The 24,940-nt window shown below is 45.5% G+C and carries 20 protein-coding genes; 10 read left to right on the forward strand and 10 right to left on the reverse strand.

Going from position 1 to position 24,940, the window contains the following annotated elements; all coding sequences use genetic code 11:
* Nucleotides 1-141 precede the first annotated feature (141 nt).
* Nucleotides 142-1,620: a ketol-acid reductoisomerase gene (ilvC, locus tag MHM99_RS01595; RefSeq protein ID WP_014951396.1), complete on the forward strand. Its 1,479-nt coding sequence runs from the start codon at nt 142-144 to the stop codon at nt 1,618-1,620.
* Nucleotides 1,621-1,753: 133 nt separating this feature from the next.
* Here ilvC and MHM99_RS01600 read toward each other — a convergent pair whose 3' ends face one another.
* On the reverse strand, nt 1,754-3,001 hold the full coding sequence (locus MHM99_RS01600; RefSeq protein WP_187289704.1) for a multidrug effflux MFS transporter: 1,248 nt from the start codon (nt 2,999-3,001) through the stop codon (nt 1,754-1,756).
* A 140-nt stretch (nt 3,002-3,141) separates the two neighbouring features.
* Nucleotides 3,142-5,133, reverse strand: a complete 1,992-nt coding sequence (locus tag MHM99_RS01605; protein WP_202941484.1) for an alpha/beta fold hydrolase — start codon at nt 5,131-5,133, stop codon at nt 3,142-3,144.
* 367 nt (nt 5,134-5,500) lie between these two features.
* Between MHM99_RS01605 and MHM99_RS01610 the strand changes: the two genes are divergently transcribed.
* Nucleotides 5,501-7,339 (forward strand): autotransporter assembly complex family protein, encoded by a 1,839-nt coding sequence (locus MHM99_RS01610; protein ID WP_239217884.1) that lies wholly within the window; start codon nt 5,501-5,503, stop codon nt 7,337-7,339.
* On the forward strand, nt 7,336-11,220 hold the full coding sequence (locus MHM99_RS01615; RefSeq protein WP_239217886.1) for a translocation/assembly module TamB domain-containing protein: 3,885 nt from the start codon (nt 7,336-7,338) through the stop codon (nt 11,218-11,220). Before MHM99_RS01610 ends, MHM99_RS01615 begins: the two co-directional genes overlap by 4 nt.
* Nucleotides 11,221-11,262: 42 nt before the next feature.
* Here MHM99_RS01615 and MHM99_RS01620 read toward each other — a convergent pair whose 3' ends face one another.
* Nucleotides 11,263-11,883 carry a hypothetical protein gene (locus tag MHM99_RS01620; RefSeq protein ID WP_239217889.1) on the reverse strand — a complete coding sequence of 207 codons (621 nt, stop codon included), beginning with the start codon at nt 11,881-11,883 and terminating at the stop codon, nt 11,263-11,265.
* On the reverse strand, nt 11,876-12,382 hold the full coding sequence (locus MHM99_RS01625) for a sigma-70 family RNA polymerase sigma factor (protein WP_014980752.1): 507 nt from the start codon (nt 12,380-12,382) through the stop codon (nt 11,876-11,878). Before MHM99_RS01625 ends, MHM99_RS01620 begins: the two co-directional genes overlap by 8 nt.
* 210 nt (nt 12,383-12,592) lie before the next feature.
* On the opposite strand from MHM99_RS01625, the gene MHM99_RS01630 reads away from it, so the two are divergent.
* A complete protein-coding gene (locus tag MHM99_RS01630) occupies nt 12,593-12,868 on the forward strand; it encodes a hypothetical protein (RefSeq protein WP_239217891.1) in 276 nt (91 codons plus the stop codon).
* Between the two features lie 16 nt (nt 12,869-12,884).
* Here the strand turns inward: MHM99_RS01630 and MHM99_RS01635 are convergent, their stop codons facing one another.
* The 4 genes from MHM99_RS01635 to proB form a co-directional block, all read right to left on the reverse strand.
* Nucleotides 12,885-13,787: an EamA family transporter gene (locus tag MHM99_RS01635; RefSeq protein ID WP_049586437.1), complete on the reverse strand. Its 903-nt coding sequence runs from the start codon at nt 13,785-13,787 to the stop codon at nt 12,885-12,887.
* Between the two features lie 9 nt (nt 13,788-13,796).
* The gene (locus tag MHM99_RS01640; RefSeq protein ID WP_239217893.1) at nt 13,797-14,813 is read right to left on the reverse strand and encodes a D-2-hydroxyacid dehydrogenase; all 1,017 of its coding nucleotides are present in this window, start codon (nt 14,811-14,813) and stop codon (nt 13,797-13,799) included.
* Nucleotides 14,814-14,816: 3 nt separating this feature from the next.
* Nucleotides 14,817-15,254: a thioesterase family protein gene (locus tag MHM99_RS01645; RefSeq protein WP_014951416.1), complete on the reverse strand. Its 438-nt coding sequence runs from the start codon at nt 15,252-15,254 to the stop codon at nt 14,817-14,819.
* Between the two features lie 125 nt (nt 15,255-15,379).
* Nucleotides 15,380-16,480, reverse strand: coding sequence for a glutamate 5-kinase (gene proB, locus MHM99_RS01650; protein ID WP_014951417.1), 1,101 nt, complete (start codon nt 16,478-16,480; stop codon nt 15,380-15,382).
* Nucleotides 16,481-16,673: 193 nt separating this feature from the next.
* Between proB and MHM99_RS01655 the strand changes: the two genes are divergently transcribed.
* The 4 genes from MHM99_RS01655 (at nt 16,674) to MHM99_RS01670 (ending at nt 22,150) form a co-directional block, all read left to right on the forward strand.
* Entirely contained in the window at nt 16,674-19,136 is a 2,463-nt protein-coding gene (locus MHM99_RS01655; protein ID WP_014980757.1) for a M1 family aminopeptidase, read from the forward strand.
* Nucleotides 19,126-19,710, forward strand: coding sequence for a DUF6702 family protein (locus tag MHM99_RS01660; protein WP_014977821.1), 585 nt, complete (start codon nt 19,126-19,128; stop codon nt 19,708-19,710). Before MHM99_RS01655 ends, MHM99_RS01660 begins: the two co-directional genes overlap by 11 nt.
* 277 nt (nt 19,711-19,987) lie before the next feature.
* Nucleotides 19,988-20,407 carry a hypothetical protein gene (locus MHM99_RS01665; RefSeq protein ID WP_239217895.1) on the forward strand — a complete coding sequence of 140 codons (420 nt, stop codon included), beginning with the start codon at nt 19,988-19,990 and terminating at the stop codon, nt 20,405-20,407.
* Nucleotides 20,408-20,782: 375 nt separating this feature from the next.
* Complete coding sequence (locus MHM99_RS01670; RefSeq protein ID WP_239217897.1) at nt 20,783-22,150, forward strand: AarF/ABC1/UbiB kinase family protein; 1,368 nt, start codon at nt 20,783-20,785, stop codon at nt 22,148-22,150.
* 174 nt (nt 22,151-22,324) lie between these two features.
* Here MHM99_RS01670 and MHM99_RS01675 read toward each other — a convergent pair whose 3' ends face one another.
* Nucleotides 22,325-22,633, reverse strand: coding sequence for a DUF6482 family protein (locus tag MHM99_RS01675; protein ID WP_014951422.1), 309 nt, complete (start codon nt 22,631-22,633; stop codon nt 22,325-22,327).
* A gap of 90 nt (nt 22,634-22,723) precedes the next feature.
* Nucleotides 22,724-23,116 carry a hypothetical protein gene (locus tag MHM99_RS01680; protein WP_014951423.1) on the reverse strand — a complete coding sequence of 131 codons (393 nt, stop codon included), beginning with the start codon at nt 23,114-23,116 and terminating at the stop codon, nt 22,724-22,726.
* Nucleotides 23,117-23,497: 381 nt separating this feature from the next.
* Here MHM99_RS01680 and MHM99_RS01685 point away from each other — a divergent pair, with 381 nt between their 5' ends.
* Both MHM99_RS01685 and MHM99_RS01690 read left to right on the forward strand, forming a co-directional pair.
* Complete coding sequence (locus MHM99_RS01685) at nt 23,498-24,358, forward strand: DUF3014 domain-containing protein (RefSeq protein WP_239217899.1); 861 nt, start codon at nt 23,498-23,500, stop codon at nt 24,356-24,358.
* Nucleotides 24,345-24,929 carry a DUF1285 domain-containing protein gene (locus MHM99_RS01690; RefSeq protein WP_239217900.1) on the forward strand — a complete coding sequence of 195 codons (585 nt, stop codon included), beginning with the start codon at nt 24,345-24,347 and terminating at the stop codon, nt 24,927-24,929. Before MHM99_RS01685 ends, MHM99_RS01690 begins: the two co-directional genes overlap by 14 nt.
* The last annotated feature ends 11 nt before the right edge of the window (nt 24,930-24,940 follow it).

A 24,940-nucleotide genomic window follows, 5' to 3' on the forward strand; every position in this document is an offset into this window, starting at 1 on the left:
GCAATATTATCTTGCAAATATATCATTTTCCAAAACAAAAGAAATCTTTTAGTCTCAATATCAAGTCGTCATAGACGAGGTCTGTCAACACCAAGGTCGGTGTTTGATATTGACAAAAATGAATGTTGTTCGGAAATTTTTATGGCTAATTATTTCAACACCCTGTCACTTCGCCAGCAGTTAGATCAGCTTGGCCGCTGCCGTTTCATGGCACGCGATGAATTCGCTGACGGTTGTCAGTTCTTAAAAGGCAAGAAAATTGTCATTGTAGGCTGCGGCGCGCAGGGCCTTAACCAAGGCTTGAATATGCGTGACTCAGGGTTAGATGTTTCTTATGCGCTGCGTCAAGCAGCCATTGATGAGCAACGCGACTCATATAAGCGCGCAACCAGTAACGGATTTACCGTTGGTACTTACCAACAGCTCATTCCAGAAGCAGACGTAGTATATAACTTAACACCTGATAAGCAGCACGCTAGCGTAGTCGAAGCCGTTATGCCGCTTATGAAAGAAGGTGCAACGCTAGGTTACTCTCACGGTTTCAATATCGTTGAAGAAGGGCAGCAAATTCGTAGCGATATCACAGTAATCATGTGTGCGCCGAAAAGCCCGGGTTCTGAAGTACGTGAAGAATATAAGCGTGGCTTTGGTGTACCAACTCTGATTGCTGTACACCCAGAAAACGACCCTGAAGGTAAAGGTTGGGATCAAGCCAAAGCACTTGCAAGTGCAACGGGCGGTGACCGCGCAGGTGTACTTGAGTCATCATTTGTGGCTGAAGTTAAATCTGACCTCATGGGCGAGCAAACCATTTTGTGTGGTATGCAACAAGTTGCAGCGGTACTTGCGTTTGAAAAAATGGTTGATGACGGTATCGAGCCAGGATACGCAGGTGCACTTATTCAGTACGGCCTAGAAGCTATTACTGAAGCACTTAAGATTGGCGGTGTGACTAACATGATGGACCGTCTATCAAACCCTGCAAAAGTGAAAGCGTTTGAGCTTTCTGAGCAGTTAACTGATTTACTTCGTCCGCTATTTGAAAAGCACCAAGACGACATCATCAGCGGTGAGTTCTCTCGCACCATGATGGAAGATTGGGCCAATGGCGATGCGAACCTGCTTAAGTGGCGTGAAGAAACCGGTGAAACCGCGTTTGAAAACGCACCGGCTTATGAAGGTGAAATCAGTGAACAAGAATTCTTTGACCACGGCATCTTACTGGTTGCCATGATCAAGTGTGGTGTTGAAGTTGCGTTCGACGTAATGGTTGAAGCCGGTATTTTACCTGAGTCTGCGTACTATGAATCACTGCATGAAACACCGCTTATTTCTAACACAATCGCACGTAAGCGTTTGTATGAAATGAACGTGGTTATTTCAGACACAGCAGAATACGGAAACTATTTGTTTGCTAACGCAGCAATTCCAATTTTGCGTGAGAAATTTATGCCTACCATTGATACCAGCGTTATCGGTAAGGGTTTAGCCGCTACTTCTAATCAGGTAGAGAACAAACGCCTTGTTGAAATTAACGAAGCCATCCGCTCACACGGTGTGGAATCGGTAGGTAAGACCTTACGTGGCTACATGACTGACATGAAGGCCATCATAGGTTAGGACAGTTTCTGTCGTTAGGTGCTTAACTAAGCCCTCTTGCCCGACCATTTTGGTCGGGCTTTTTTATGTCCGTAAGCCTGCTAATAAGTATCTTTCTTACGCAACTGACCTCTGCGACACGCCGATACACCTTCTAAATAGAACCTTCACGAACGCGCTCAGCATAGCGTACGGATACGTAAGATAAAGCAAAAAAGACGAGAAATCCCCAGCCGATAGGCATTAAATTTCCATTTAAGAAACTGTCGACGAACAGTGCAACAGGCACCGAGAAAAGGCTAGAAAATGAGCCAATTATGGCCGCGCCTAAACCTGCCATATCGCCAAGCGGCTGCATCGCCATGGCGTTTAAGTTACCAAACAGTATGCCCACAAAGAAAAAGCCTACAAACATAACCGTAACCGTAGGAATTAAAGGCGGCAAGCCGTCGTACGCCAACAGCAACGCTAAATACACAACAGCAAACCCGTTAACTCCTTTAAGTGCAAAACGACAAAGCTTGCGCATCCCAAAACGCATTACCATTTTGCCGTTAAAGTAAGAGGCGAGACCAATTGAAAAAGCAAGCGTTGCAAAGATGTAGGGAAACCATTCACCTACGTTGTAAAACACAGTAAATATGGTTTGCGAAGCACTTAAATACGCCAAGAATGCCCCAAAAATACAGCCCATGGCAAAGGTGTAACCCATCACTGCTGGGTTAGTGAGAATGAACTTTGACGATGCGAAAAACTGCGCCCATGAAAACTTTTTACGCCTTGCTCTTGGCAGGGTTTCCCCTTGACGAGAAAAAAACCAAATGCCGGCCATGGTAGCCACAATGAGAAACATAGTGAAAATATGGAACCATGAGGTCAACTCCATCACCGTTTGCCCAATAATAGGCGCCAACATAGGCACTAATATAAACACCATCATGATAAACGACATGACTTTTGCCATCGCATCGCCCACGTAAAGGTCGCGAATAATTGCCATAGAGGCTATTCGTGGCCCAGACACCCCAAATGCTTGAATAACGCGACCTACCAGCATGGTCTCCAAATTGGTGGCCATCATGCAAACAAATGTACCTAAGGCGAAAATACACAGGCCCACTAATATAGTTAGGCGACGGCCGCGGCTATCGGAAAAAGGCCCAAAGAACATTTGACCCAGTGCCATGCCTAAAAAGAACACGGTAACGATTAAGTGGGTTTGATGCGCCTCGGCGACCTGTAGTGACTCGCCAATTTGAATCAACGCAGGCAGCATAGCGTCAATGCTCAACGCGACAAGGGATGTCATCGTAGCCATTAGCGCAACAAATTCAACAAGGCCAAGCGCTGGCTTTTGCACAACTGCAGTATCCTCAGATACGCCATTAGAAGTCTGGGGCATAAAGTCTCGAATATGAAATAAAGTGGGGGAAATTAAAAAGGCGCGAAATTAACGCGCCTTGTTGAGTATACCTGAAACTTGGTTAAAAAGCCGCCAGCCAAGCAAAATCTTGTCGTAAATACTGGTGCATTTAACGGGTGTTACTCGGAAGCTGAAACGTTTGCCGTTGCAGCACTCGCTTTACTCGCTGGCCTAAGGTGTTGGTCTAAAAATGCATCCATTTCCTTAAAGAAAATATGACGATTTCGCTGAATAGACAAATTGTGGTCGCCACTTTCAAGCTCTACATATTTGTAGACCTTGTCGTAATCATCTAACTCGTCAGCCATGTAGCGACTATGAAGTGGAGGGACAACTCTATCTTCATCTCCATGTACCAGCAAAATTGGCGTCTTTATCCCTTTCGCATTGTAGTAAGGCGAGCGCGCTTCAAGGTCATCATAATCATCCCCAATTTGGTTTTTCACAAATTCGTTGTTCAGGAAACGGCGAGAATGAATAATGACGTGTTTAAGTGAACTTACGCCAGCAAAGCTCACCGCACACTTAAACAGATCCGGGGTTTTGACAGTTGCCATCAGGGCGGCGTAACCGCCATAGCTAGCGCCCACAATACACATGTTGTCTTGCTCAGCGTGCCCCTGCTCTACCATCCAGTTTGCCGCATCGGTGATATCATCTTGCATAGCCAAGCCCCAACCTTTCATTTGGCTTTGCGCAAAGCTGTACCCATACCCTCTAGAACCTCTAAAGTTAGGCCTTAGTACTGCATAACCTTTCGACGTAAAATATGCTGTCCAATAGTCGAAACCACTGAAATCTCTTGCTCCAGGGCCACCGTGGGGATGAATAATGGTAGGAAACGGGCCTTCGCCTTTTGGTAAAGTCAAATACGCTTCGATTTTGATGCCGTCTCTGGCTTCATATTCAATTAACGTATGCTCAGATAATTTTGCCGGGTCTATTTGAGCATATTGCTCAAAAAGCATCACTAACGTGCCTTCTTTACGGTCACCCAGCAAATAAACTCCTGGTAAGGTGTCAGACTCTGAATAAACAATATATGTTTGTTCGTCGTCGCTAAAGCTCACTAAGGTATTGTCGTAATCAGGAAGACCAGCATCGATACCATTTTGAAGAGCAACGTAACGTTCATCCCAATAATGTCGACCGTCATGGCGTACTCCTATTGCATCTCGGGTAACCGGTGAATAGATAAGGCTACCATTAACATCGTACCCTTCATCAGCATACACCTCTGTTCGCTCATTAGTAGTAAGGTTCAAGGTGTACAATGCACGGAAGTCTCCTTTATAACCTTTGAAATAAAGAATATTTGGGTCTTTTGCAAAGCCAACTGGGTATTCACCCTTGTCAGACATAGCGTTGTAAGCAAATAAGGTGCGCCAATCGTCTCCTTCTTTTAGAAAGACTTCTCGCTCCCCTGTATCGTAATCAAGCGAAACACCTATACGAACGTTATTTTGTTGGTCCGTCATCCAATCTCTAATGCGTTTTTTCCCGCGAATAATGCGACTTACGCCACCATCATTAACATTGATTTTGTAAACCGACGGCAGCCCCAACACCTCAGCGTCTAAGGCAATTAGAATATGTTCTGGATCGTCAGGCAGCCAGTCGATAACGTCATCGTGAAATTGAGGAATGTGGTTCGGGTTACCTGCTCGACGCTTTATTCTCTCCCATTCAACCAAGTTGAATGCACCGCCTTCACCGTCAAACTTAATGCTTAACAACCGTGTGTCGTGAACTTTCGTGGTGCCACGTCGGGTTTCGTAACGAGCGCTAACCACCAGCCGTTCATTGTTCACCCAGTTGTACCAGTTAATTTTTACGCGTTCATTGTCCGATCGCAGTAGGTAGTGCTTTTCACCCTTTTTTAAGTCGTAAGTGGCAAGCATGGCAAACGCTTCTTCTTGCTCAACGTTTTGAACAAAAGCGATTTTTGAGCCATCGGGTGACAGCGACGGAGTCCAATAAGTTGGCAAAGAACTGAATTTTTCGTACTCGGGTTCTGCCTTAGTTTGATCTGCGCCCAGTGTGGAGAAAGAGCAAACCAACAGTAGCAAAGTAACTAGTGTCGTAGGTAAGAGAGCCTTATTAGAAGACATAACATTCCCTTGTTGTTTTTTATTGTTAGTGGAACTTAGCTTAGGCAAAAAACTCGAAGTTAAGTTACACAGAGTATACTCACTCATGCCCATATGTACAAAAACAAAGCAATACTAGGCTCTATGTTAAGTGAGTGGATGTGCCAGATATGTTCTGAAGAAGGGCATTCTAGTTAGGATAATACGTTGAATGCATTCTATGCGGATTGGTATTATTTACCGATGTCAGCGCAATTATTTGATCTCTCGTCGTAGTTTGCGGATACAAATTGCAAATGTGGTATCATTAACCACAAACATAATATGGATTTTACCATCAAGCGGTAAGCTTCACAGCCCAGCGTTACCTTAAGGACTTAGCCTTTTCATGCCTTCGATTTGGAGCGGGCTTGCCAGTTTGCAAGACCATCTTTTCCGACAATTTATGTTCAGAATCACCAAAGCAGTCCGAGTTTTGGTGGGCAGTACATTGTGCACGCTAGCGTGTGCTCTCTTTACTTTTTCACATGCCCAAGACCCTATTTCCTATAACATTCAGGGCGTAGAAGACGACAAACTGCGTAATAATATCCGCCTGCATTTAAACAGTCTTGACGTGGAAAAATCGTTGCTTACTGACCCTTACTGGCAAGATGAAGTGGGTGAAACGGTAGCGACAGCGGTTCAACCTTATGGTTATTACAACAGCGAGACCAAGGTAAGTATTGAAGAGGGCGACAAGGTTACAGTGAATGTTGCTTTGAATGCGCCGCTTACCATAAATAAGGTTACTCGCGAAATAATAGGTGCAGGACGTGAAGATAAGGCTTTCAGAGAACGTTTTAATTCACTAAAGCTTAAAGAAGGCGACGTGTTAAACCAAACCATTTACGAGTCGTTTAAGTCGTCCATGTTTAACTACGCCTTATCTAATGGCTATTTTGATTATTTTTGGCAGGCGACGCGTCTCGACCTAGTACGTGATGAAAAACAAGCAAACGTGCTTTTGATTGCGCAAAGCGGGCCCCAGTACCAATTTGGAGAGCTAAAATTTATTGGCGATGACAAGGCGAAAGCCATCATTGAGCGGCTAAAGCCGTTTAAAACAGGCGATGCGTACTCTTCAGCAACACTTGCCGATTTCAACAGAAGCCTTAATCAATCTGGGTATTTTACCCGCGTTATTGCTCGCCCGGTTGTAAGTGAGGCTGATGGTTTGCTGGTACCGGTTGAGGTATCTTTACTTCACAGACCCACAGACGCATTTAACGTTTCTGTTGGCGCAGCCACTGACACGGGCCCACGGGTTCGCTTAGGATGGGAGCGTCCTTGGGTGAATAGTAAAGGGCACTCTGTTTCATCTGATATTTTCATTTCAGCGCCAGAACAATCAGTGACTGCCGACTACCGTATACCTATGAGAAACATAACGCGGGATTACGCGAGTATAGAGGCGGGTTACCAATTTATAGAGTACAGCAACACTTCCTTTGAGAGTGAAACCTTATCTTTGTCTGCACACCGTTACTGGCAACATGACAATTCACCATGGCAACACGATGGCTCGGTGACCTATCTACGTGAAACTTATGATCAAGGGGAATTGATTACAAACACCACGTCCCTAGTATTACCCGGGTATTCGTTAACCTATCGCGATAAAGACAGTGAGCTCAACATTAATAATGGTACCTACCTTCAAATGCTCACTCAAATAGGCAGAGAAGGTTATGGTTCTGATATCGATTTTGCCAAAGCCGTGGTTGAAGCCACACTTATCCGTACCTTTAACAATGTGCACAGAATAACCATACGCGGTGAAGCTGGGGTTATTAAAACCAATAGTTTTGATGAGGTGCCAACGTCGTTGCGTTTTTATGCAGGGGGCGATAAAAGTGTTCGCGGCTTCGACTATCGCGAAATTTCTCCGACAGCTGAAGTCATTGATCCAGAAACAGGAGAACTCATTGTTGACTCTATTGGAGGGAAGTACCTTGCTACATCGAGTGTAGAGTATGCCTATCAAGTGGCAGATAATTGGAGAGTGGCAGCGTTTGTCGATGCAGGTACAGCAACAAACGACACCAGCACAACGCTGACATATAGCGTTGGGCCTGGTGTACATTGGCTTTCACCAATAGGTCCAGTCAGACTTTACGTGGCAAGAGGCTTTGCGCCAGACGAGAATACATGGCAGTTACATATTTTGTTGGGGCCTGAGCTATGAGAAAACGTACGCTTTCGGCTATTTTACTTTCACCGGTTCTTATACTGGTCGCGTTGTATGCCGTTTTGATAAGTCCCTTAGGCGGCCCTACCGTTAAGTTACTGGCCAACACGTTTGTTGAAAACCTCTCCATCGATGCCATTGACGGTGGGTTTGCTGACACACTAGAAGTGCATAATGTGGAGTGGGAAAACCCGCAATGGAAGGTGTCTGCACAATATGCCTACATTGATATTACCTGGCGTTGTTTGTTTGAGCCTAGAGTATGTGTCAATGAAGTTACGCTGGAAAACGCTACGCTTACACAGCGCTCAAACGCGCCTGACTCTTCCGATGATGCACCTGCAGGTGGCCAGATTGAATTACCGCTGCCTATTGATGTTGGGTATTTAGCGCTAACGAATATCAAACTTGCTCTACTTACGACAACAGTAGAAATTGATGAACTAGAGCTAACCGATTTTGAAGGAAATAGCGACCTCATACTTGACAGCATAGCCGCGAAAGGTGTTCGCATTGCTCTGCTAAACCAAGATGAAGCTGCCAGCTCTTCACCGGCAGCCATGACCAATGCGTCGGAAACTAATAGTGAGCAGCCTGCTCAAAAACCTGCTCCCAAAAAAGAACAGGCTCCAAGTGCTGATAGCGCTTTGCCTACGTCATACTCACTAAGCTACGACGTCCCCGTACTACCAAATATAGCTACGCCTATTCCTTTGTCTCTTGGTACTTTTTTAGTAGAAGATCTACACATAATTCAAGGGGAGAGCAAACAACACATTTCACTCATCTCGCTGTTAGAGGCTCACTTTAAGGGCAGCGATGTCGCTATTGAAGAAATGACCGTTGTACATGAACAAGGTGAGGTGAAAGGAAAAGCGAGCGCAACACTTGACGGAAACTTCCCATTAAATGTGGCTATTAACGCGAAAACGAAGCTTGGCGACACACCACAAGAACTGAGTGTAGCGGCCGCGGGTGCGTTGGACGACTTAACGCTGTCAGTTGTAGCAAAAGGCGCGGTAACCGCAAACGCTAACCTAATGGCCAACATTCTAGACAGTAACCTTCCCATAGAATTCACTGCGAACTGGCAAGAACAAGCCATACCGACACTGGAAAACACTACGCTCAAAGAAGGACAGTTAACGCTTTCCGGCACCATGGGTGATTACGTACTTAAAGGAGCAGGCGCAGCTACATTGCCTGACATTGGCAATGTACCAGTATCACTTGATGTGGTGCTGAAAAAGAACAATATTTTTGTTAATCAAGCCAATATAAACGCTTTGGATGGGAGCTTAACCAACACTGGTACCCTTTATCTAAATGAAAGTATCGCGTGGGAAGGTAAGACAACGCTTAAGAATGTATCAGGGCGGCAATTCAGCACTTATGCGCCTGAAAAAATTAGCGGAGAAATAGACAGTATATTGCAATACTCTGAGCGCGGCGGATTACACATGAGCCTAAGAGATATGACTGTCTCGGGTGTACTTCAGGGCAAACCGCTTCAGGTGAAGGGGAATGCGGTTTATGCTGGCCCCAGCGACTTATTCGTTACTAACGTCAATATCATTCAAGAACACGAGCAAGAGCGAAACACGATACGCGCCATTGCTCAGGTACTGAATAAGCGTCATTTAAATGCAAATATTGCGATAAACGTTAACGCTATTTCAAGCCTATACCCAGAAGTGACAGGTGCGGTAAGTGGCAATATCACAGCCGCCGGTCCTTGGCAAAATCCAAGTGCTAACGGCACACTCGCCCTATCTAATATCGCTGTGTCACCCAATTTAAATGCCTCTGCCGCGCAGCAAGGACCATTGAACGGCGAAATCAAAGTTAACGGTACCTATCGCGACCACACCGCAGATATTGACCTAGCTGTGCCCAACAATAATATTGGGCTGTCTTTAAAAGGTGCATGGACGAACAATCACTGGGTGGGGGAAATTAGTGATACCGCATTGAAGCTCGCGAATATGCAGTGGACGCTATCAAGCCCGTTCAGTGTAGATATAGGCTCCACACCTATAACGGCTAAAATAGGTCAGCACTGTTGGACCTCTCGAAAAGAAGGTGAGCTGTGTATTTCAAACGTGAATTATCAACAAAACAAAGCCAGTTGGGATATCAGCGCGACGGCGCTGCCCATCGGGTTGTGGGCGAACGAGTTAGCGCCTACTGTTGTTTCAAGCCCCTCACAAGCAACACTTACCGTAAAAACCAAAGGCAGCTACTCAGCTAACGACCCAATCGATGCCACATTTACTGCGTCTATGAGTTCTGCGCCATGGCAACTTGGTGAAACGCGCCCGCTAACGCTCACAATTAACTCCATAGAAACTAAAGGAGAGATAAAGCAGGGGCAGTTAGCATCAACATCTGTGATCTCAAGCCAAGATGTCGGGGATGCAACACTAACCTTAAATACCCGTCCTTTCGAATCGCGTATACCACTTGATGGTAAACTAGAGATGCAAGGTCTTAATGTTGCACCATTCAAACCCCTTTCCCCTGCTATCAGAACCCTTACAGGAAAGTTAAACGGGAACGTATCGTTAAGTGGTTACATTGACGACCCTACGCTTAACGGTGAATTGACGGTTTCAAATGGCGCTATCGATATACAAGATACGCCTGTGACACTGGCCGATTGGAATCAAAAAGTATCGCTTAATGGTCAAACCGCTGCACTAGACGGCACCTTCTTACTAGGCGGAGGAAAAGGGGCGTTAAAAGGCGAGTTAGACTGGTCATCCAACCCCAGTGCGACATTTAATTTAAAAGGAAACGGTTTCGAAATTCGTCAGCCAAACATTCGACTCAAAGTGTCACCGAATATCGATATCGCCGCCACAAAAGAAAAAGTGGACGTGAGTGGCGAGGTAAATATTCCTTGGGCGAGAATTGAAATAGAGTCGCTACCTGAGAGTGCTGTTTCCCCATCAAAAGACGTGCACCTGCGTGGCGAACCGGATAGAGAGGAACCGCTAGATATCGTCCACGCTTCGGTATTGGTCAACATCGACAAAAACAAAACCGAAGAAGTAAAACTCGAAGCGTTTGGCCTTACTGCAAGTTTATATGGTGGCATTCGCGTAAACACTCAACCTGCACTTGTGGGCTATGGTGACCTTCAAATTTTAAATGGTCGATACAACGCTTACGGACAACAGTTAATTATTCAAACCGGTGAAGTACAATTTAACGGCCCAATTGACCAACCTTTGTTGCTGGTCGAAGCCATCCGCGACCCGGCTAAAACCGATGACGACGTAATTGCAGGTATCCGAATTGATGGCGCGGCTGACTCGCCGAGTATTAACCTGTTCTCTGAGCCTGCGATGGATCAACAGGGCGTATTGTCATATCTACTTACAGGTTCTGGACCGAACTCGGGCACACAAGATCCTAACTACGCTGCGCTGCTGGTAGGCTTTGGTTTATCCAACACCAAAACCCTGACAGGACAAGTAGGAAGCGCGCTAGGTATTGATGATTTTAGTTTAAGCACTAACGAAGATTTACTGTCGGTAAGAGGGCAGATTAACGAGCGATTATCTGTGGAATACAATGTAGACGTTGGTCTAAGTAACAACGACGCCAATAGCACGCTACGACGCAGACAACTACCGCCTGACTTGGCGGTAAAATATCAGCTTCTACCTAGTTTATATTTAGAAGCCATTCAAACCACACTGGAAGACCAATCTGAGTTCGCGTTAGACCTTTATTATGAGTTTTTCTTGGGTGATAACAGAACCCGTAGAGATAGTGATGAAGACGACAGTGAAGCTGACGAGTCCAATGAAAGCGCAGAGCAAGATCTGAAAGATAATGTGAGCACTCCGAGCACAAGTAATAACAATTAAGCGCTCAAAGTCAAAACATCGTACTTTTGCACTCATGCGCCCTTAACGCTGCTGTGCCATCTTCTCAAGCGTTTCGAGTTGACGCTCAAAACGCTTTTGTCTTTTGCTCGCCCACACATACCACACTATCATCACAACGCTCATGGACGTCATAACTATAGCCATCTTCATAACTTTCTCTGGGGTAAGCTCCCCATAAAAATAGCGCTCCACCAGAAAGGCACATCCAAATAACACTGCGGTCCATGTCGAGTGTTTAGTGATTACAGCAATCTTAACGTTATTCTTAATTTGCTTTATTAGCTGCGTTAGGTGGTCAGCGGTTTGAGTGTCTTTTGAAAATGCGGCCACTCTTCTTAACCACAGCTGATAAACAAGTAGGGGAAGAGCCGTGACCAGCATAAAAACAAACATCGCGTGGGCGACAAAAGTGAACTTTTCCCAAGTAACAACTAGCAAGTAGATCGCTGGGATAAACGCTAAGGAGTCAACCAACATACACCAGCGTTGCTTGGTTCGCTCGCTGCTTAAACTGGCTTTTACTTCCGAGAGGTTGATAGTCGTAACTGGCTGAGCTTGCCATAGCGCAGAAAGGCCATCATTTTGCGCATCGTCTACTGATACGGGCGGGTTCGTTTGATTCTCATTATCTGAATTATGCATGCGGTTGCTCCTGCATGATACTTTGTTTGGCGCGCTTTAATATCACACCAACATGATTTTTAGTCAGACCACAGACGTCTGCAATTTCATCGTAACTTAAGCCTTCAAGAGAAAGCGTTAGCACTTGTCTTGACTGCAATGGAAGTGCCCGTACCGCGCGAAGTAGGCGTTCTAATGACTGGTGTTGACTAGACATTTCCTCTGGTGAATGGGTAGTACTCGCGAACCCGTCAGAGCCCAAATCATCGTGGTCATATTGATGGGTATCGAGACGCTTCACTTGATTTGCTACGTGAGTAACTGCGCGGTTATGAGCTATCTTCAAAATATAGGTTTTCACGCTGCTATCGCCCTTGAAGCGAGACAGCCCCTGCCAGACGGCAATAGCAATTTCTTGCAATAATTCTTGCTGCATCGCTTCGTTTGCTTCATAGCTGTTGGCTACACGGCTCAGTATTGCCCCGTATTGCGCAAAAACATCTTCAAAACCCTGCCCCAACGTCACATCCCTAATCACAAAAACTGTTGTTATTTTATTGTGTTACTTCTATCAGTCTGCCCCCACGAATTTTTATTACAAACTTTTTTCGTCAATGCTGTAATTTTTTTAAGCAACAAACGACTAGTTAAAACAGTAAGTGCAGTAACGTGCGTTTAGGGCATTTTCCCTAAAAGCCTTCAACCTTGAAATTTGGATTAGGAAAAAATTATGTCTACGTTAAGTATAGTTTTGTTAATTGGCAGCCTGACGTCGCTTGTGCTTTTGGCAAGCTACTTAGACGCAAAATTTCAGTGGCGACTAAACGACTGGATGAACGGCGAGTGCAGCAACCCGTTCGTTAAAAGCGTGACCGACAAACAGCAGCAGCGTTTAGAGGAAAAAGATGCGCGGATTGAAGCTTTGATGGCGCGAATCGAAACCCTTGAAACCATTGTTACCGAGCCTGCTTACGAACTGAATAAGAAAATCAACGCGCTCAAATAAACGGTTTTACCAGCTCCTAGCTCGACACCGGTGGGCGACGCATAAAGCGGGGAATTTTTCCCATTGCAATGGCGTTGCCTACCAGCACAATGACCACCCCAACCACAGATAAAACGCTCCAGGTATAGCCTTCGAAAAAGGTGGAAATAACCAGTGCAACCATGGGGTATACCAAGACCACATATGCAGCCTTGTCAGCGCCCATTTGCTTTAACAGTTTCATGTACGCGCCAAACGCAAACACAGAGCCAAAGATAGCCAGATAAAGCAGCGACAGATAGAACTCGGGTTGGGTAGGAATGACCAACTTACCCGGCATTGCCAGTGAGGTGATGAAAAGCAGCACCATGGCATAGCTCATGGCATAGAAGTTCATTTGGATAACAGGCGTACCCGAGGTCAAAATACGCTCGGAGATAACGTTACCTGTTGAGGCGCAGAAAAAGCTGACAAACGCTATAGCGAGGCCGGTAGCAAGCGCCGCATCCATGGAGACTTTGGAAAACTCCGGCACAAACAAACACACAATGCCCAGCAAGCCAAATGTAGCACCTATAACCACTTCTTTTCTTATAGGCTCTTTAAGCCACCATCGCCGAAGCACAACATTAATGTAGATAATACAAGAACTCATAAGGGCTAACAGCGCGCTAATTATGTGCGCTTGCGCCATATACAGCAGCGTGTAATTTAAGCTGTATAAAAAGAGACCGACTGCGGCCATTTTCACATGAACATGTACCGGTAGCTTAAGCGGCAAACGCCTAATAACACAGTAAATCCCTAAACAGGCCGACGCCAATAAATAACGCAGCGCAATGGCAAACGTTTCAGAGGTATGCCCTATTTGGTAAGTGATGGCTATCCAGGTTGAGCCCCAAATCAGGCAGCACAGAGCAAATAAGGTTGCGTTATTCATAGCGGTGTTCTAGCCCTGGGAAGCTGATAAACAAGAAGATAAGTGGGCAGATAAATGGTCGATAGCACTATCTAGCAGTTTTTGCCTAGCGCCATTACCAATCCACGCATTATGCGGCGTTACCAGCAAGTTAGGTAGTGCCTCTTTAAGCAATATATGATCAAAAGGCGGAGGCTCGACACTTAGTACATCTAATCCCGCGCCACCAATTTGGTTGTTTTTAAGCGCATGATAGAGTGCCTCCTCATCAATCAAACCGCCGCGAGCCGTATTAATGAGAAAAGCGGTTGGCTTCATCAGCGACAACGTCTCGGCATTAATCAGCTTATCGGTGGCTTCAGTAAGCGGGCAATGAAGACTTACCACATCGGCATTTGGTAAAAGCGATGCAAGACTTGGACGAGGGTCGTCTTGTTTACCTGGGCGAGCAGCGATACTCACCTGCATACCCATAGCCTTAAACAATGCCTCTACACGCTTGCCAAGCTCGCCATGCCCAACAATTACCGCATGCTTACCCGCCAATTCCACCACGGGATGATTGAGTAAGCAGAAATGAGAAGATGCAGACCATGCTTGGTTGCGCATATCGCGCTGATACGTCACAAAATTGGTGGCCAAATTCAACGCCAAGGTCAACGTATGTTGAGCAACGCTATCAGTGCCATAGCCCTCTACATTTTGAACGGTAATACCAGCCTGTTCGCAGTAATCACGGTCGATATTGTTCATGCCGGTCGCAGTTACACCAATATAGCGAAGCTGACTGGCCTGCTGTAAATCTTTGGCTTGTAGCACGACTTTGTTAACCAGCACAGCATCGGCATTTTTAATGCGCTCGGCAACGTCTTCGGCTTGAGTTTGTTGATGAAGCGTAATCGCGGCGTCGAAATTGTTTTGTACGTCATCGAGTGAAGAGGTATCAAGACTGGGCAAATCCATGGTTTCGGCGTCCAGAAAAACAACCTGCTTTTGATTGCCGTTGCTCATCGCTTGTGATGCATTGTGTTTCGTCATTTTTGCCATGCTCTACATTACTTCCACAATCGACTCTAACGCTGTTTTCACATTAACAGGAATAGGAATGGCCTTGTCGGTTTTTCTATCTACAAACACATGCACAAATTGGCCATGAGCCACGCGTCGCTTATTCTCTCCGGCATAAACCGATAGACCATAAGTCACTGAACTTCTACCAATTTTGATAACGCGCAAGCCTACAAAAATGTCTTCAGGGTAGGCTGCCGGAGCAATGTACTGACACTGACTGCTTACCACATACGCCACGGATTGCCCGTTGTGTATATCTAGCCCACCTTCTTCAATTAAAAAGCGGTTTACCGCGGTATCAAAGAAACCATAGTACACAACATTATTGATATGTCCGTACGCATCATTGTCTTGCCAACGCGTGGCGATAGTGACTTTGTAAGGGTAGTCGGCAAGTGTAGGTGTGATATCAGTCATGATCGTCCCTTAGTGAATAAATGTATCGCTTTGTTGTTGGCGCAAATAATGAAAATCGATGAACGACTAACGCCAATTAATGTTTAATGTGCGGCAGTCTATTGCAGCGATTCTTTTGAGTAGCGCTATGAGTAAAGCACCATATCGTCACGGTGAATGGCAACATCCGTTGTTTCATAACCTAACACACTGGCAATTTCTTTCGACTTTTTCCCTTTTATAAGCGTTAAGTCTTTTGCGTTATACAGGCAAAGCCCCTTGGCAATAACTTCGCCTTGGCACACCACTTCAACAGCGTCGCCTTGTTCAAACAAACCGACGACATCAACAATACCCGATGGCAGTAATGACGCACCTTTTCGCACTAACGCCTCTTTCGCACCGCTATCAACGTCTATTCTGCCAGCGGTTTTTAGAGTATGGGTAAGCCACAGTCTGCGCGCGCTGGCGGGAGTGCTACTAGCATTGAATAGGGTTCCCGGCACTTTACCTTCAAGTAATGCATCGAAGGTTTCGCCTTTTCGACCGTTTACAATAAGAGTTTGAATACCGCTACTGGTGCACTTGTCTGCCGCTTCAATTTTTGTGCGCATGCCGCCAGTTCCTACCGCAGTTCCAGCGCCGCCGGCAAGACCGTAAATGGTGCTGTCTATTTTATCTACCTGTGGAATGAGTGTGGCGCTGGCGTCTTTTCTTGGATCTGCGGTAAATAAACCATCGATATCTGAGCAGATAATCAGCGTGTCAGCTTGAGCAACTAACGCCGTATAGGCACCTAAGTTATCGTTGTCACCCACTTTAAGTTCATTCACTGCAACCGTGTCGTTTTCATTCACAATGGGTAACGCATTGTGATTCAAAATTTCGCGCAAGGTATTTTTAATATTTACGTAGCGGGTTCTATCGCGTAGATCATCCGCCGTTAACAATACTTGTGCACAGGGAAAGTCGAAAAAGCGCTGCCAGTTGGCCATCATTAAATTCTGGCCAATCGCAGCCATGGCTTGTTTTTCTGCAATAGATGCGTTGTGACGAACCTTCACTTTGCTGCGGCCCGCGGCAACACTGCCAGAAGAGACAAGAATAATTTCTTTGCCAGCTTCGCGACTAGCAGTAATAAATCGAGCAAGAGACAGTAAATAACGCCCACTACACTCATTGCCTTCAGGAGCAATAAGCGCACTGCCAACTTTTATAACGGCACGTTGCCAATTAAAACGGTTCATAGGGGGAAGAAAAAAGAAAACAAGAGCTTAAGAATACGACAGTTAAAGCGCGAAACAAAACGATCTGTTACAGTTTTTTTGCGTTAAAACATGGTTAGTTTACGGTCAAAAAATTGGATTGTGACAGGCATACTTATATACTAGGCGGTGTTATCTTATAACAATTCTAACTTACAAGTTGCAAGGAACCTGCATGAGCACCGCAAAACGACACTTTTTCTGGCTAGCGCCAGTGTTGTCTATGCTGATTTCTCTTCCTAGTACCGCCGCTATTAAACAAACTAAAGGCGATTTCGAAGATAAATTCCGTCAGCTGGACGAAGTTCTTCCTACTCCAAACGTATACCGTAACGCCGCTGGTGAGCCAGGCCACCAATATTGGCAACAACAAGTAGATTACGATATTGACGTAAAGCTACTTGAAGACAAACGCCGCATTGAAGCAAGCGAAACCATTACTTACCACAACAACGCGCCAGATACGCTTAAGTACTTGTGGATCCAGCTTGACCAAAACAAATTCCGCGACGATTCAATGTCTGCGCTTACTACCACGTTTGGCGGTATCGGTAACCGCGGGCCGGGTACGCAAGCTGCTAGCGGCGATGCGCCAGCTAAGCTAAGCATGGGTGCATTGCGCCGTCAGCAGTTTGTTGACGACAACGAGCTGGGCTATACCATTTCTCGTGTTGAAGACAAAGCGGGCAATGACTTACGTCACACAGTAGTTGGCACCTTAATGCGTGTTGACTTGGCTCAACCGTTGAAGCCAGGCAGCAAAGTTACGTTCGATATCGATTTTGCGTTTAACATTGTAGAAGAAGACGCTGTTTCAGCACGTGCAGGTTACGAGCACTTCCCAGATGACGAACGTGAAGGTGGTAACGACATCTTCTTGCTAGCACAGTGGTTCCCACGCCTAGCTGCATACACCGACTACGAAGCATGGACTAATAAAGAATTTATTGGCCGTGGTGAGTTCACGCTAGAGTTCGGTAACTACGAAGTAGATATTACAGTTCCTGCTGACCACATCGTATCGTCAACGGGTGTGCTTCAAAACCCGAAAGACGTGTTAACTAAAACACAGCGCGACCGTCTGAAAAAGGCAGAAAAAGCTGACCGTATCGTATTCATTGTTTCACCAGAAGAAGCAATTGAGAACGAAAAAGAAGGCACGACTAAGCTTAAAACCTGGACCTTTAAGGCAGAAAACGTACGTGACTTTGCATGGGCCTCTTCGCGTAAATTTGCGTGGGATGCGCGTGGTTATCAGCAAGGCGGTGACACTCAACCATTGGTAATGGCCATGTCTTTCTACCCGAAAGAAGGTGGCGAGCTATGGCAGAAGTATTCTACAGAATCAATCATCCACACCATGGATGTTTATAGCCGCTTTAGCTTCGATTACCCATACCCAGTAGCCCAATCAGTAAATGGTCCAGTTGGCGGCATGGAATACCCCATGATCACCTTCAACGGCCCGCGTACAGAGCTTCGTGACGATGGTTCACGCACGTACTCGCTTGCTGAGAAACGTTTCCTTATTGGCGTGGTTATTCACGAAGTAGGTCATATCTATTTCCCTATGACAGTTAACTCTGACGAGCGCCAGTGGACATGGATGGATGAAGGTCTGAACAGCTTCCTAGACGGCGTTGCCGGTCGCGAGTGGGATCCTACGATCCCTTGGGGCGTTGAGCCACGTGATATCACTGGCTACATGAAGTCTCAGACGCAGGTGCCAATTATGACCCAGTCTGACTCAGTACTTCGCCTTGGCCCAAATGCCTATACCAAGCCTGCAGTAGCGCTTAACATTCTTCGCGAAACTATTCTTGGCCGTGAGCTGTTTGATTTCGCGTTTAAAGAGTACGCGCAGCGTTGGATGTTTAAACGTCCTACACCATCAGATTTCTTCCGTACTATGGAAGAGGCGTCAGGCGTTGACCTAGACTGGTTCTGGCGTGGTTGGTTTTACACCACAGACCATGTAGATATTAGCCTAGACAGCGTATACAAGCTTCGTTTAGACACTGAAGATCCAGATATCGATTTTGCTCGCGAACGCGAAGCAGAAATGGAAAAACCGAAGTCACTTACCGACCTTCGTAATAAAGAAGAAGGCAAAAAGCTTTGGGTAGATCGCTTTGAAGATATCAGTGACTTCTACGACGAAAACGATCGTTACACCGTAACTAACAAAGAGCGCAACAAGTACAAGAAATTCTTGAAAGATCTTGAGCCTTGGGAGCGTAAAGCGTTTGAGCGTGCGGTGAAAGAAGACAAAAACTACTACGTGCTAGATTTCAGCAACAAGGGTGGGTTGGTGATGCCAATCATTCTTGAACTAACGTTTGAAGACGGCACGAAAGAAGAAATGCGTATTCCTGCGGAAATCTGGCGTCGTACACCTAAAGCCGTAAGCAAGCTTATTGTTACCGACAAAGACAAAGAGCTGGTAAGCGTAACCGTTGATCCGCACTGGGAAACCGCAGACGTAGATGTGGAAAATAACCACTACCCCCGTCGTATCATTCCTTCGCGTATTGAAGCGTATAAGAATAAGCCGCGTAACACTTACGAGTACCGCGACCTTATGCACGACTCAAAGACCGAACTGAAAACCGACGACGAGGACAAAGATGACGAATAAGTTGTCTTTGGCTCGCTTGCAGCAGAGCGCTCATGCTCTGCTCGCAAGCGTAAGTGCATTCGCAATTACGGCTGCGCTATTAGTTAGCGCAATGTCGTACAGCACTGCAGCCCAAGCGCATCAAATAAAAGCAGCAATTACCACGGTACTGTTCAATCCTAGAACAGAAAATATTGAGGTGATGCACCGCTTTAATTTGCACGATGCTGAACACGCGGTTAAGGCATTGTTCGACAAGCATGCAGATATTATGGACGATATAGAAACGCAGCAACAATTCGCTGATTACGTCGCCCACCACTTTGCAATTTTAAATGCAGCAGGCGAGCCATTAAAGCTTGCTGATGTTGGCTTTGAAGTTGAAGGTAAGCACTTTTGGGTTTATCAGGAAACTGCTGAGCCGCCTGTACTTGAAGGCATTAAAATTCGCCATGATGCATTGCGTGACTTGTGGCCAAAACAAGTGAATACGCTAAATGTAGAAGGCAAGGGTGATATCAAAACCCTGACCTTTGCTGATAGCGTAAATTTGCTGGAAGTAAGCTTCAAAAGCCAAAATAGCGACCATCACTAATACCTAACGGTATAAGTTTATGAAAGCCCACCCGCATTCCTTGTCAAACGGCAGTGATTGCGGGTGGGCTTTTTTGTTTACGTGCTTCACGGTGTTCTTGTAGATAATGGATGCCTACCTCAGCTTTTGCCCCCTCTAATTCGAATAGGGAAAATCAAATATCTAAAACACATTTTCTAATTGTCGTGTGAGACCGAAGTCGTATAGTCATCTTGGCATGCATGCTCTACCTTAATTATGGATAAACAGTTACTAAATTCAGTTAATGAGGTACATCATGACCCATAGCGCTGCATCACCGTTGCCTTCACAGGTCAAGAACCCCCAATCAAGAAGCGAGCGTAGTGCACGAAAACTACGTGCATCCAAAGCAGCTCAGTGCGCTGTTCAAGCAGAAAATGCACAACAAACGCAAGATGCCGATGCAAAGAACGTCAAACAAAACAATGCGTTCGCTGATAAGAAAAATATCATGTGGGTGCTGTTAAGTGGCGCAATGGCGCTAACCTTTGTCGTCATGCTGTTTTTGCCAGATACAGGGATGGGCGGCGGCCTTGTTTCCACCTATTCTGCCATGCTTTGGTGTGGCTTTTTTGGTGCAGCACTTTGGCGTTATAGAGCGACAAGTGGCTGGGCTGGGTTTGCTTATGGAAGCGTTGTTGGACTAGTGATTCAATTTATTTCACAGATAATCTAGCACACAGTGTTTATACAATTGCCTTATGCAACTCGCCTAGTAAGAAACCGCTGAGCGACTAGGAACGGCAAGTACACATTTCTTTTAAGTACATTATGGGCAATCTAAACGCGGCTTTTAAATCAGACTTCTGTTTAAACAGCTGTCTTATCCGTTGATTGCCCTGTTAGCAACCTCACTTCCTAAACATTAAGTCCTGTTGATCTTTGATGTACAGCAATGGTCAACAGGTCCTCAATGACTTTTGGCTGGAAACCCGATCCAGACGTTTTGTCCGACAGTATAATTTATAAACTCCAGTTACTTTTTTAGGTTATGTTTAGCCAATAAAAAAACAAACGTTACCCTTCGCCCTTAATAAAACTGAGTGAGCCTATGGCAGAGAAGCCCAATAAATCCGCTGAATCACCAACCCGCTCTAGTAGAGCGGTACCGTCGTCGCGTTTATCGCGCATAGGCCGCTTGGGCTCATTGGCAGGTAGAATTGCAGGTAATGTAGTATCACAAGGTGCAGGACAACTGTTAAAGGGCGAGAAGCCCGCGTTGTCTTCGCTGCTCTTAACGCCCAAAAACATTTCAAACATTGCAGATCAGCTTGCCAGTATGCGTGGTGCAGCTATGAAGCTCGGGCAGCTTATTTCAATGGATGCAGGAGATTTTCTCCCCGAAGAGCTCGCGGTAATTTTAGGCCGATTACGGGACGACGCTGACCCGATGCCAAAAGACCAGTTAATTGCTACGTTGAATCAGTCTTGGGGCGAAAAATGGCAAGATGACTTACTTTACTTTTCCTTTGCCCCTATAGCTGCGGCCTCTATTGGTCAGGTGCATAAAGTCATTACGATGGACGGTCGGATGTTAGCAGTAAAAGTGCAGTATCCTGGTGTGAAAAAAAGCATAGATAGCGATGTAGACAACGTAGCTACACTTATAAAACTCACTGGCTTGGTACCCAAATCATTAGATATCAACCCGCTTTTACAAGAAGCTAAAGCTCAGCTTCACCAAGAAGCTGATTATGTGCGAGAAGCTGACATGCTCAACCGTTATCGCGCGTTGGTTGAAAGCACCGACATCCAAAACAAGGGGAGTAATGCGTTTGTCATTCCGCAAACCTTTGCTCCCCTTACCACCAGTACCGTGTTAGCGATGGATTTCATAGAGGCGCAAGACTTAGATGCGCTATTAAACGAGCCTCAGGACGTCCGAGATGCCGTGATGACGGCGCTAATGACTTTATTTTTTAATGAAATTTTTCATTTTAAGCTGCTGCAGAGCGACCCTAACTTAGCCAACTATCAGTTTAAACCCGATACAAAAGAAATCGTTCTGTTAGATTTTGGTGCTACACGGGATGTGCCTGACGCCATTTCAGCCCAGTATCAAGCGTTACTCAACAGCGCCGCAGCCAACGATAGAGCGATGATGCAGCAAGCCGCGTTTCGCATAGGATTAATTGACGAAAGCCACTCTCAAACGCAAGTCGACGCCGTCATAAACATTGGTATGGAGGCGTGTGAAGCGATTCGCTGCGAGGGCGCTTATGACTTTGGCCAAAGCGATCTCATTGCAAGGCTTCACGAAAAGGGAATGGCGCTGACTATGGAGCACAATTTTTGGCATACGCCGCCAGTAGATGCCCTGTTTATACACAGGAAGCTAGGTGGCTTATTTCTGTTGGCTAAACGATTGAAAGCTAAAGTAGATATGCGAAAGGCAGCAGGCACATGGCTGAATCTATAACCTGCACTTCGTTGGTGTGTTAAGCGAGTAAGAAACTACTTATTACACAGCTTATCTATCGTTTGGATCGGTTTTGCGGTGCTGTGCCATGTTTTACTGTGAAAACGTTGCGCTGCGACCTTACAGAACTCAAATAGGACCCACTTCAAGAGCCTATAGCACTCGTACAACAGTCTAGTAAGGCAAATCCATGCTGAACGGTAACGCCATCTGCTCTTTACTTTTTGGCGGGTTGCCAATCATTTCATCGTAAGGCGTATCGTGCTTCATCACCGCCTGCTGAACATGACAATGCGCGAAGGCTTCGCGAATGTGGCCGGCACTAAAAAAACGCATGGGCTTATCTTTGTTGTCGTAAAGCATGCCACTTTGACTGCCGATAGTGAGATAAACCAGGTAAACATTCATCTCATACGACTGAACTTCCAGATAATCTATCGCGGTTGGCGACTCTTCAATATCTCGAAAATAGAACTTCTGCATTTTTCTACCTCATGAACCAAGTATGCACCTTGCACGCCCTATATTCTTATTTAATGATGGAAGTTAGGGCTAAAAAGCAGAATATATACGTTAGGCAAGGTGCTCAGGTTCATTAGATAGATCTAGCGGAGGTCGATGGTTTTTAAACCGTACTGCATTTGCCAACACCAGTAAGGATGCAAGAGAGCAGGCACTGTATAGGAACGCCGCCGTTCCCATTCCAGAAGCAATCCATAGTAATGGAAATACCAGCAACCTAGGGCCTTCAACAGCTAAAGCGACTTTCGCTTTGGACAGTATAAAGCCATTTTGTATACTCATAACAATGACAGTCGCTACAGCAATGATCTGATGCTTAGTTGACAAGTTATTGATATTTAAAAGGAGATAAAGCATTACTCCCAGCATGATTAGATGCTGCATAACACTGTAGCGTTTTACTGCTCGGTGTAATTTAGGGTGATACTGTCTAAACTTACTCACGCTAATTATCCTATAAGGGCACATTTAAGTTGAAACGGGGTCGTGAGGCTCGAAATATTCATTAATTATTGTAGATAACAACGAGCTAGCATTTGCTTTTCAATGACTAATCAACACATTAGTACACAAACCCAATTTGTTAAACATTTGTTTTAAAATTATTTTTGCATTTACATAATATCGAATGTGAATGAGAAGAAAAAATGAGGGTTTTCCACTAAATTTGTATAAAAAGAAATCGGAAAGTGACTTTTTTACGTTAAAAAGTGTTCAAAATAAGGAATTTACAATCTAAGGGAACATTTCTCTTGATTGATTTTCTAAATTTGGGTGTTATCTCTGGTAGTATTACCAAAAGGATAGTTTTGTAGCGGAGTCATTATGAGCGAATCGTCGGAAAAGAAATCGTTAGGCCCACACTTTATCATTGTAGGCATCCTTCTTGTTGTAATTCTGGCTGTTGTGTTTTGGCCCAGCGACGATGAGCCTGAGCCTGTAGTTACTCCTGAGCCCGAAGTGACTGAACCTGAAGTGACTACGCCAGAAGAGCCTGAAGTATTTGAGCCTACTCAGCCCGCCCCAACAGTAGAGCTTGAAGAAAAAGACGAGGTTGAGCCGCTTCCTGAGCCAGTTGAACCAGAACCGGAACCTCTGGATACCAGCGATCCTGCGGTGAAAGCTTCACTTATTGAGAGTTCGTCTGCGAGCGAAGAAACCGTTAACCGCATGCTGGTTGACGAAGGTCTAATTCAACGCTTTGTGGTGTCGGTTACGAATCTAGCAAATGATGAAATGGCGCCTAATCACCAGTTACTAACGCCACCTGAGCAGAACTTCCGCGTATACTCTCAAGCAGGCAAGCAATGGATTGATGCTGCAAGCTATAAACGTTATACACCATACGTAGATATGTTGGAGTCATTCAATAACGAAGCACTGCTTAACATATACGGTATTTATAAAGACGACATTCAGGCGAAGTACGCCGAAATTGGAAGCCCTGACCAAAACTTCAACAGCGTATTACTAGAAGCGATTGATCAGCTTCTTGATACACCTGAAGTGCCGGTTCCTGTAGAGGTTTATACCGACTCGGTCGCCTACAAGTATGCTGATGATCGTCTAGAGAGTTTAAACGAGCCACAGAAACAACTTCTTCGTACTGGCCCAGATAACATGCGTCGCATAAAGGCAAAGCTACGCGAACTGAAAGTATTGGTTGAAGAGCGTGGATCTAACTAGATTTCAGCAGCAGCTTAAGGGCACGTCGTCAAAAGCGCGCCCTTTACCTCCTGTTGAACAATGGAACCCCGATTTTTGCGGTGACATTAATCTAACTATAGCGCTTGATGGAAGATGGTTTTATGAAGGCAGTCCTATTGAGCGCGCAAGCTTGGTTCAGCTTTTTGCTTCGGTGTTAAAGCGGGAAGGTGACAAGTACTTCTTAGTTACTCCCGTAGAGAAAGTAGGCATTACCGTTGAAGACACACCTTTTCTTGTAACTCAATGGCATAGGGAAGAGGGTGAATCAGCGAGTGATAACACCTATGTGTTTACCACACAAACAGGCGACATTGTAAGGTTAGAGCGTGCTGATCAGCTCGAACTTCGCGTTCCGCCTAAAGCCATACAAGATCCAGAGGCAACGCCCATTCCCTACCTATGCGTTCGCAGAAACTTGTGGGCAAGACTACATCAAAATGCCTATTATCAACTGCTTGAACAAGCTGATGAAAAACCGGATGAAGCCGGCACGCAATTTAGTATTCAGTCAAACGGCATCATCTTTATTTTAGGTGAAGTAAGCAACTAGCCTACTTTGTT

The sequence above is a fragment of the Alteromonas sp. MmMcT2-2 genome (assembly GCF_022348305.1).
In the GTDB taxonomy this organism is placed as follows: domain Bacteria; phylum Pseudomonadota; class Gammaproteobacteria; order Enterobacterales; family Alteromonadaceae; genus Alteromonas; species Alteromonas macleodii.

Excerpts from the sequence above, each read along its gene's own strand:
- ilvC (WP_014951396.1), top strand. The coding sequence starts at position 142 with ATGGCTAATTATTTCAACACCCTGTCACTTCGCCAGCAGTTAGATCAG.
- MHM99_RS01600 (WP_187289704.1), bottom strand. The coding sequence starts at position 3,001 with ATGCCCCAGACTTCTAATGGCGTATCTGAGGATACTGCAGTTGTGCAA.
- MHM99_RS01605 (WP_202941484.1), bottom strand. The coding sequence starts at position 5,133 with ATGTCTTCTAATAAGGCTCTCTTACCTACGACACTAGTTACTTTGCTA.
- MHM99_RS01610 (WP_239217884.1), top strand. The coding sequence starts at position 5,501 with ATGCCTTCGATTTGGAGCGGGCTTGCCAGTTTGCAAGACCATCTTTTC.
- MHM99_RS01615 (WP_239217886.1), top strand. The coding sequence starts at position 7,336 with ATGAGAAAACGTACGCTTTCGGCTATTTTACTTTCACCGGTTCTTATA.
- MHM99_RS01620 (WP_239217889.1), bottom strand. The coding sequence starts at position 11,883 with ATGCATAATTCAGATAATGAGAATCAAACGAACCCGCCCGTATCAGTA.
- MHM99_RS01630 (WP_239217891.1), top strand. The coding sequence starts at position 12,593 with ATGTCTACGTTAAGTATAGTTTTGTTAATTGGCAGCCTGACGTCGCTT.
- MHM99_RS01635 (WP_049586437.1), bottom strand. The coding sequence starts at position 13,787 with ATGAATAACGCAACCTTATTTGCTCTGTGCTGCCTGATTTGGGGCTCA.
- MHM99_RS01640 (WP_239217893.1), bottom strand. The coding sequence starts at position 14,813 with ATGGCAAAAATGACGAAACACAATGCATCACAAGCGATGAGCAACGGC.
- MHM99_RS01645 (WP_014951416.1), bottom strand. The coding sequence starts at position 15,254 with ATGACTGATATCACACCTACACTTGCCGACTACCCTTACAAAGTCACT.
- proB (WP_014951417.1), bottom strand. The coding sequence starts at position 16,480 with ATGAACCGTTTTAATTGGCAACGTGCCGTTATAAAAGTTGGCAGTGCG.
- MHM99_RS01655 (WP_014980757.1), top strand. The coding sequence starts at position 16,674 with ATGAGCACCGCAAAACGACACTTTTTCTGGCTAGCGCCAGTGTTGTCT.
- MHM99_RS01660 (WP_014977821.1), top strand. The coding sequence starts at position 19,126 with ATGACGAATAAGTTGTCTTTGGCTCGCTTGCAGCAGAGCGCTCATGCT.
- MHM99_RS01665 (WP_239217895.1), top strand. The coding sequence starts at position 19,988 with ATGACCCATAGCGCTGCATCACCGTTGCCTTCACAGGTCAAGAACCCC.
- MHM99_RS01670 (WP_239217897.1), top strand. The coding sequence starts at position 20,783 with ATGGCAGAGAAGCCCAATAAATCCGCTGAATCACCAACCCGCTCTAGT.
- MHM99_RS01675 (WP_014951422.1), bottom strand. The coding sequence starts at position 22,633 with ATGCAGAAGTTCTATTTTCGAGATATTGAAGAGTCGCCAACCGCGATA.
- MHM99_RS01685 (WP_239217899.1), top strand. The coding sequence starts at position 23,498 with ATGAGCGAATCGTCGGAAAAGAAATCGTTAGGCCCACACTTTATCATT.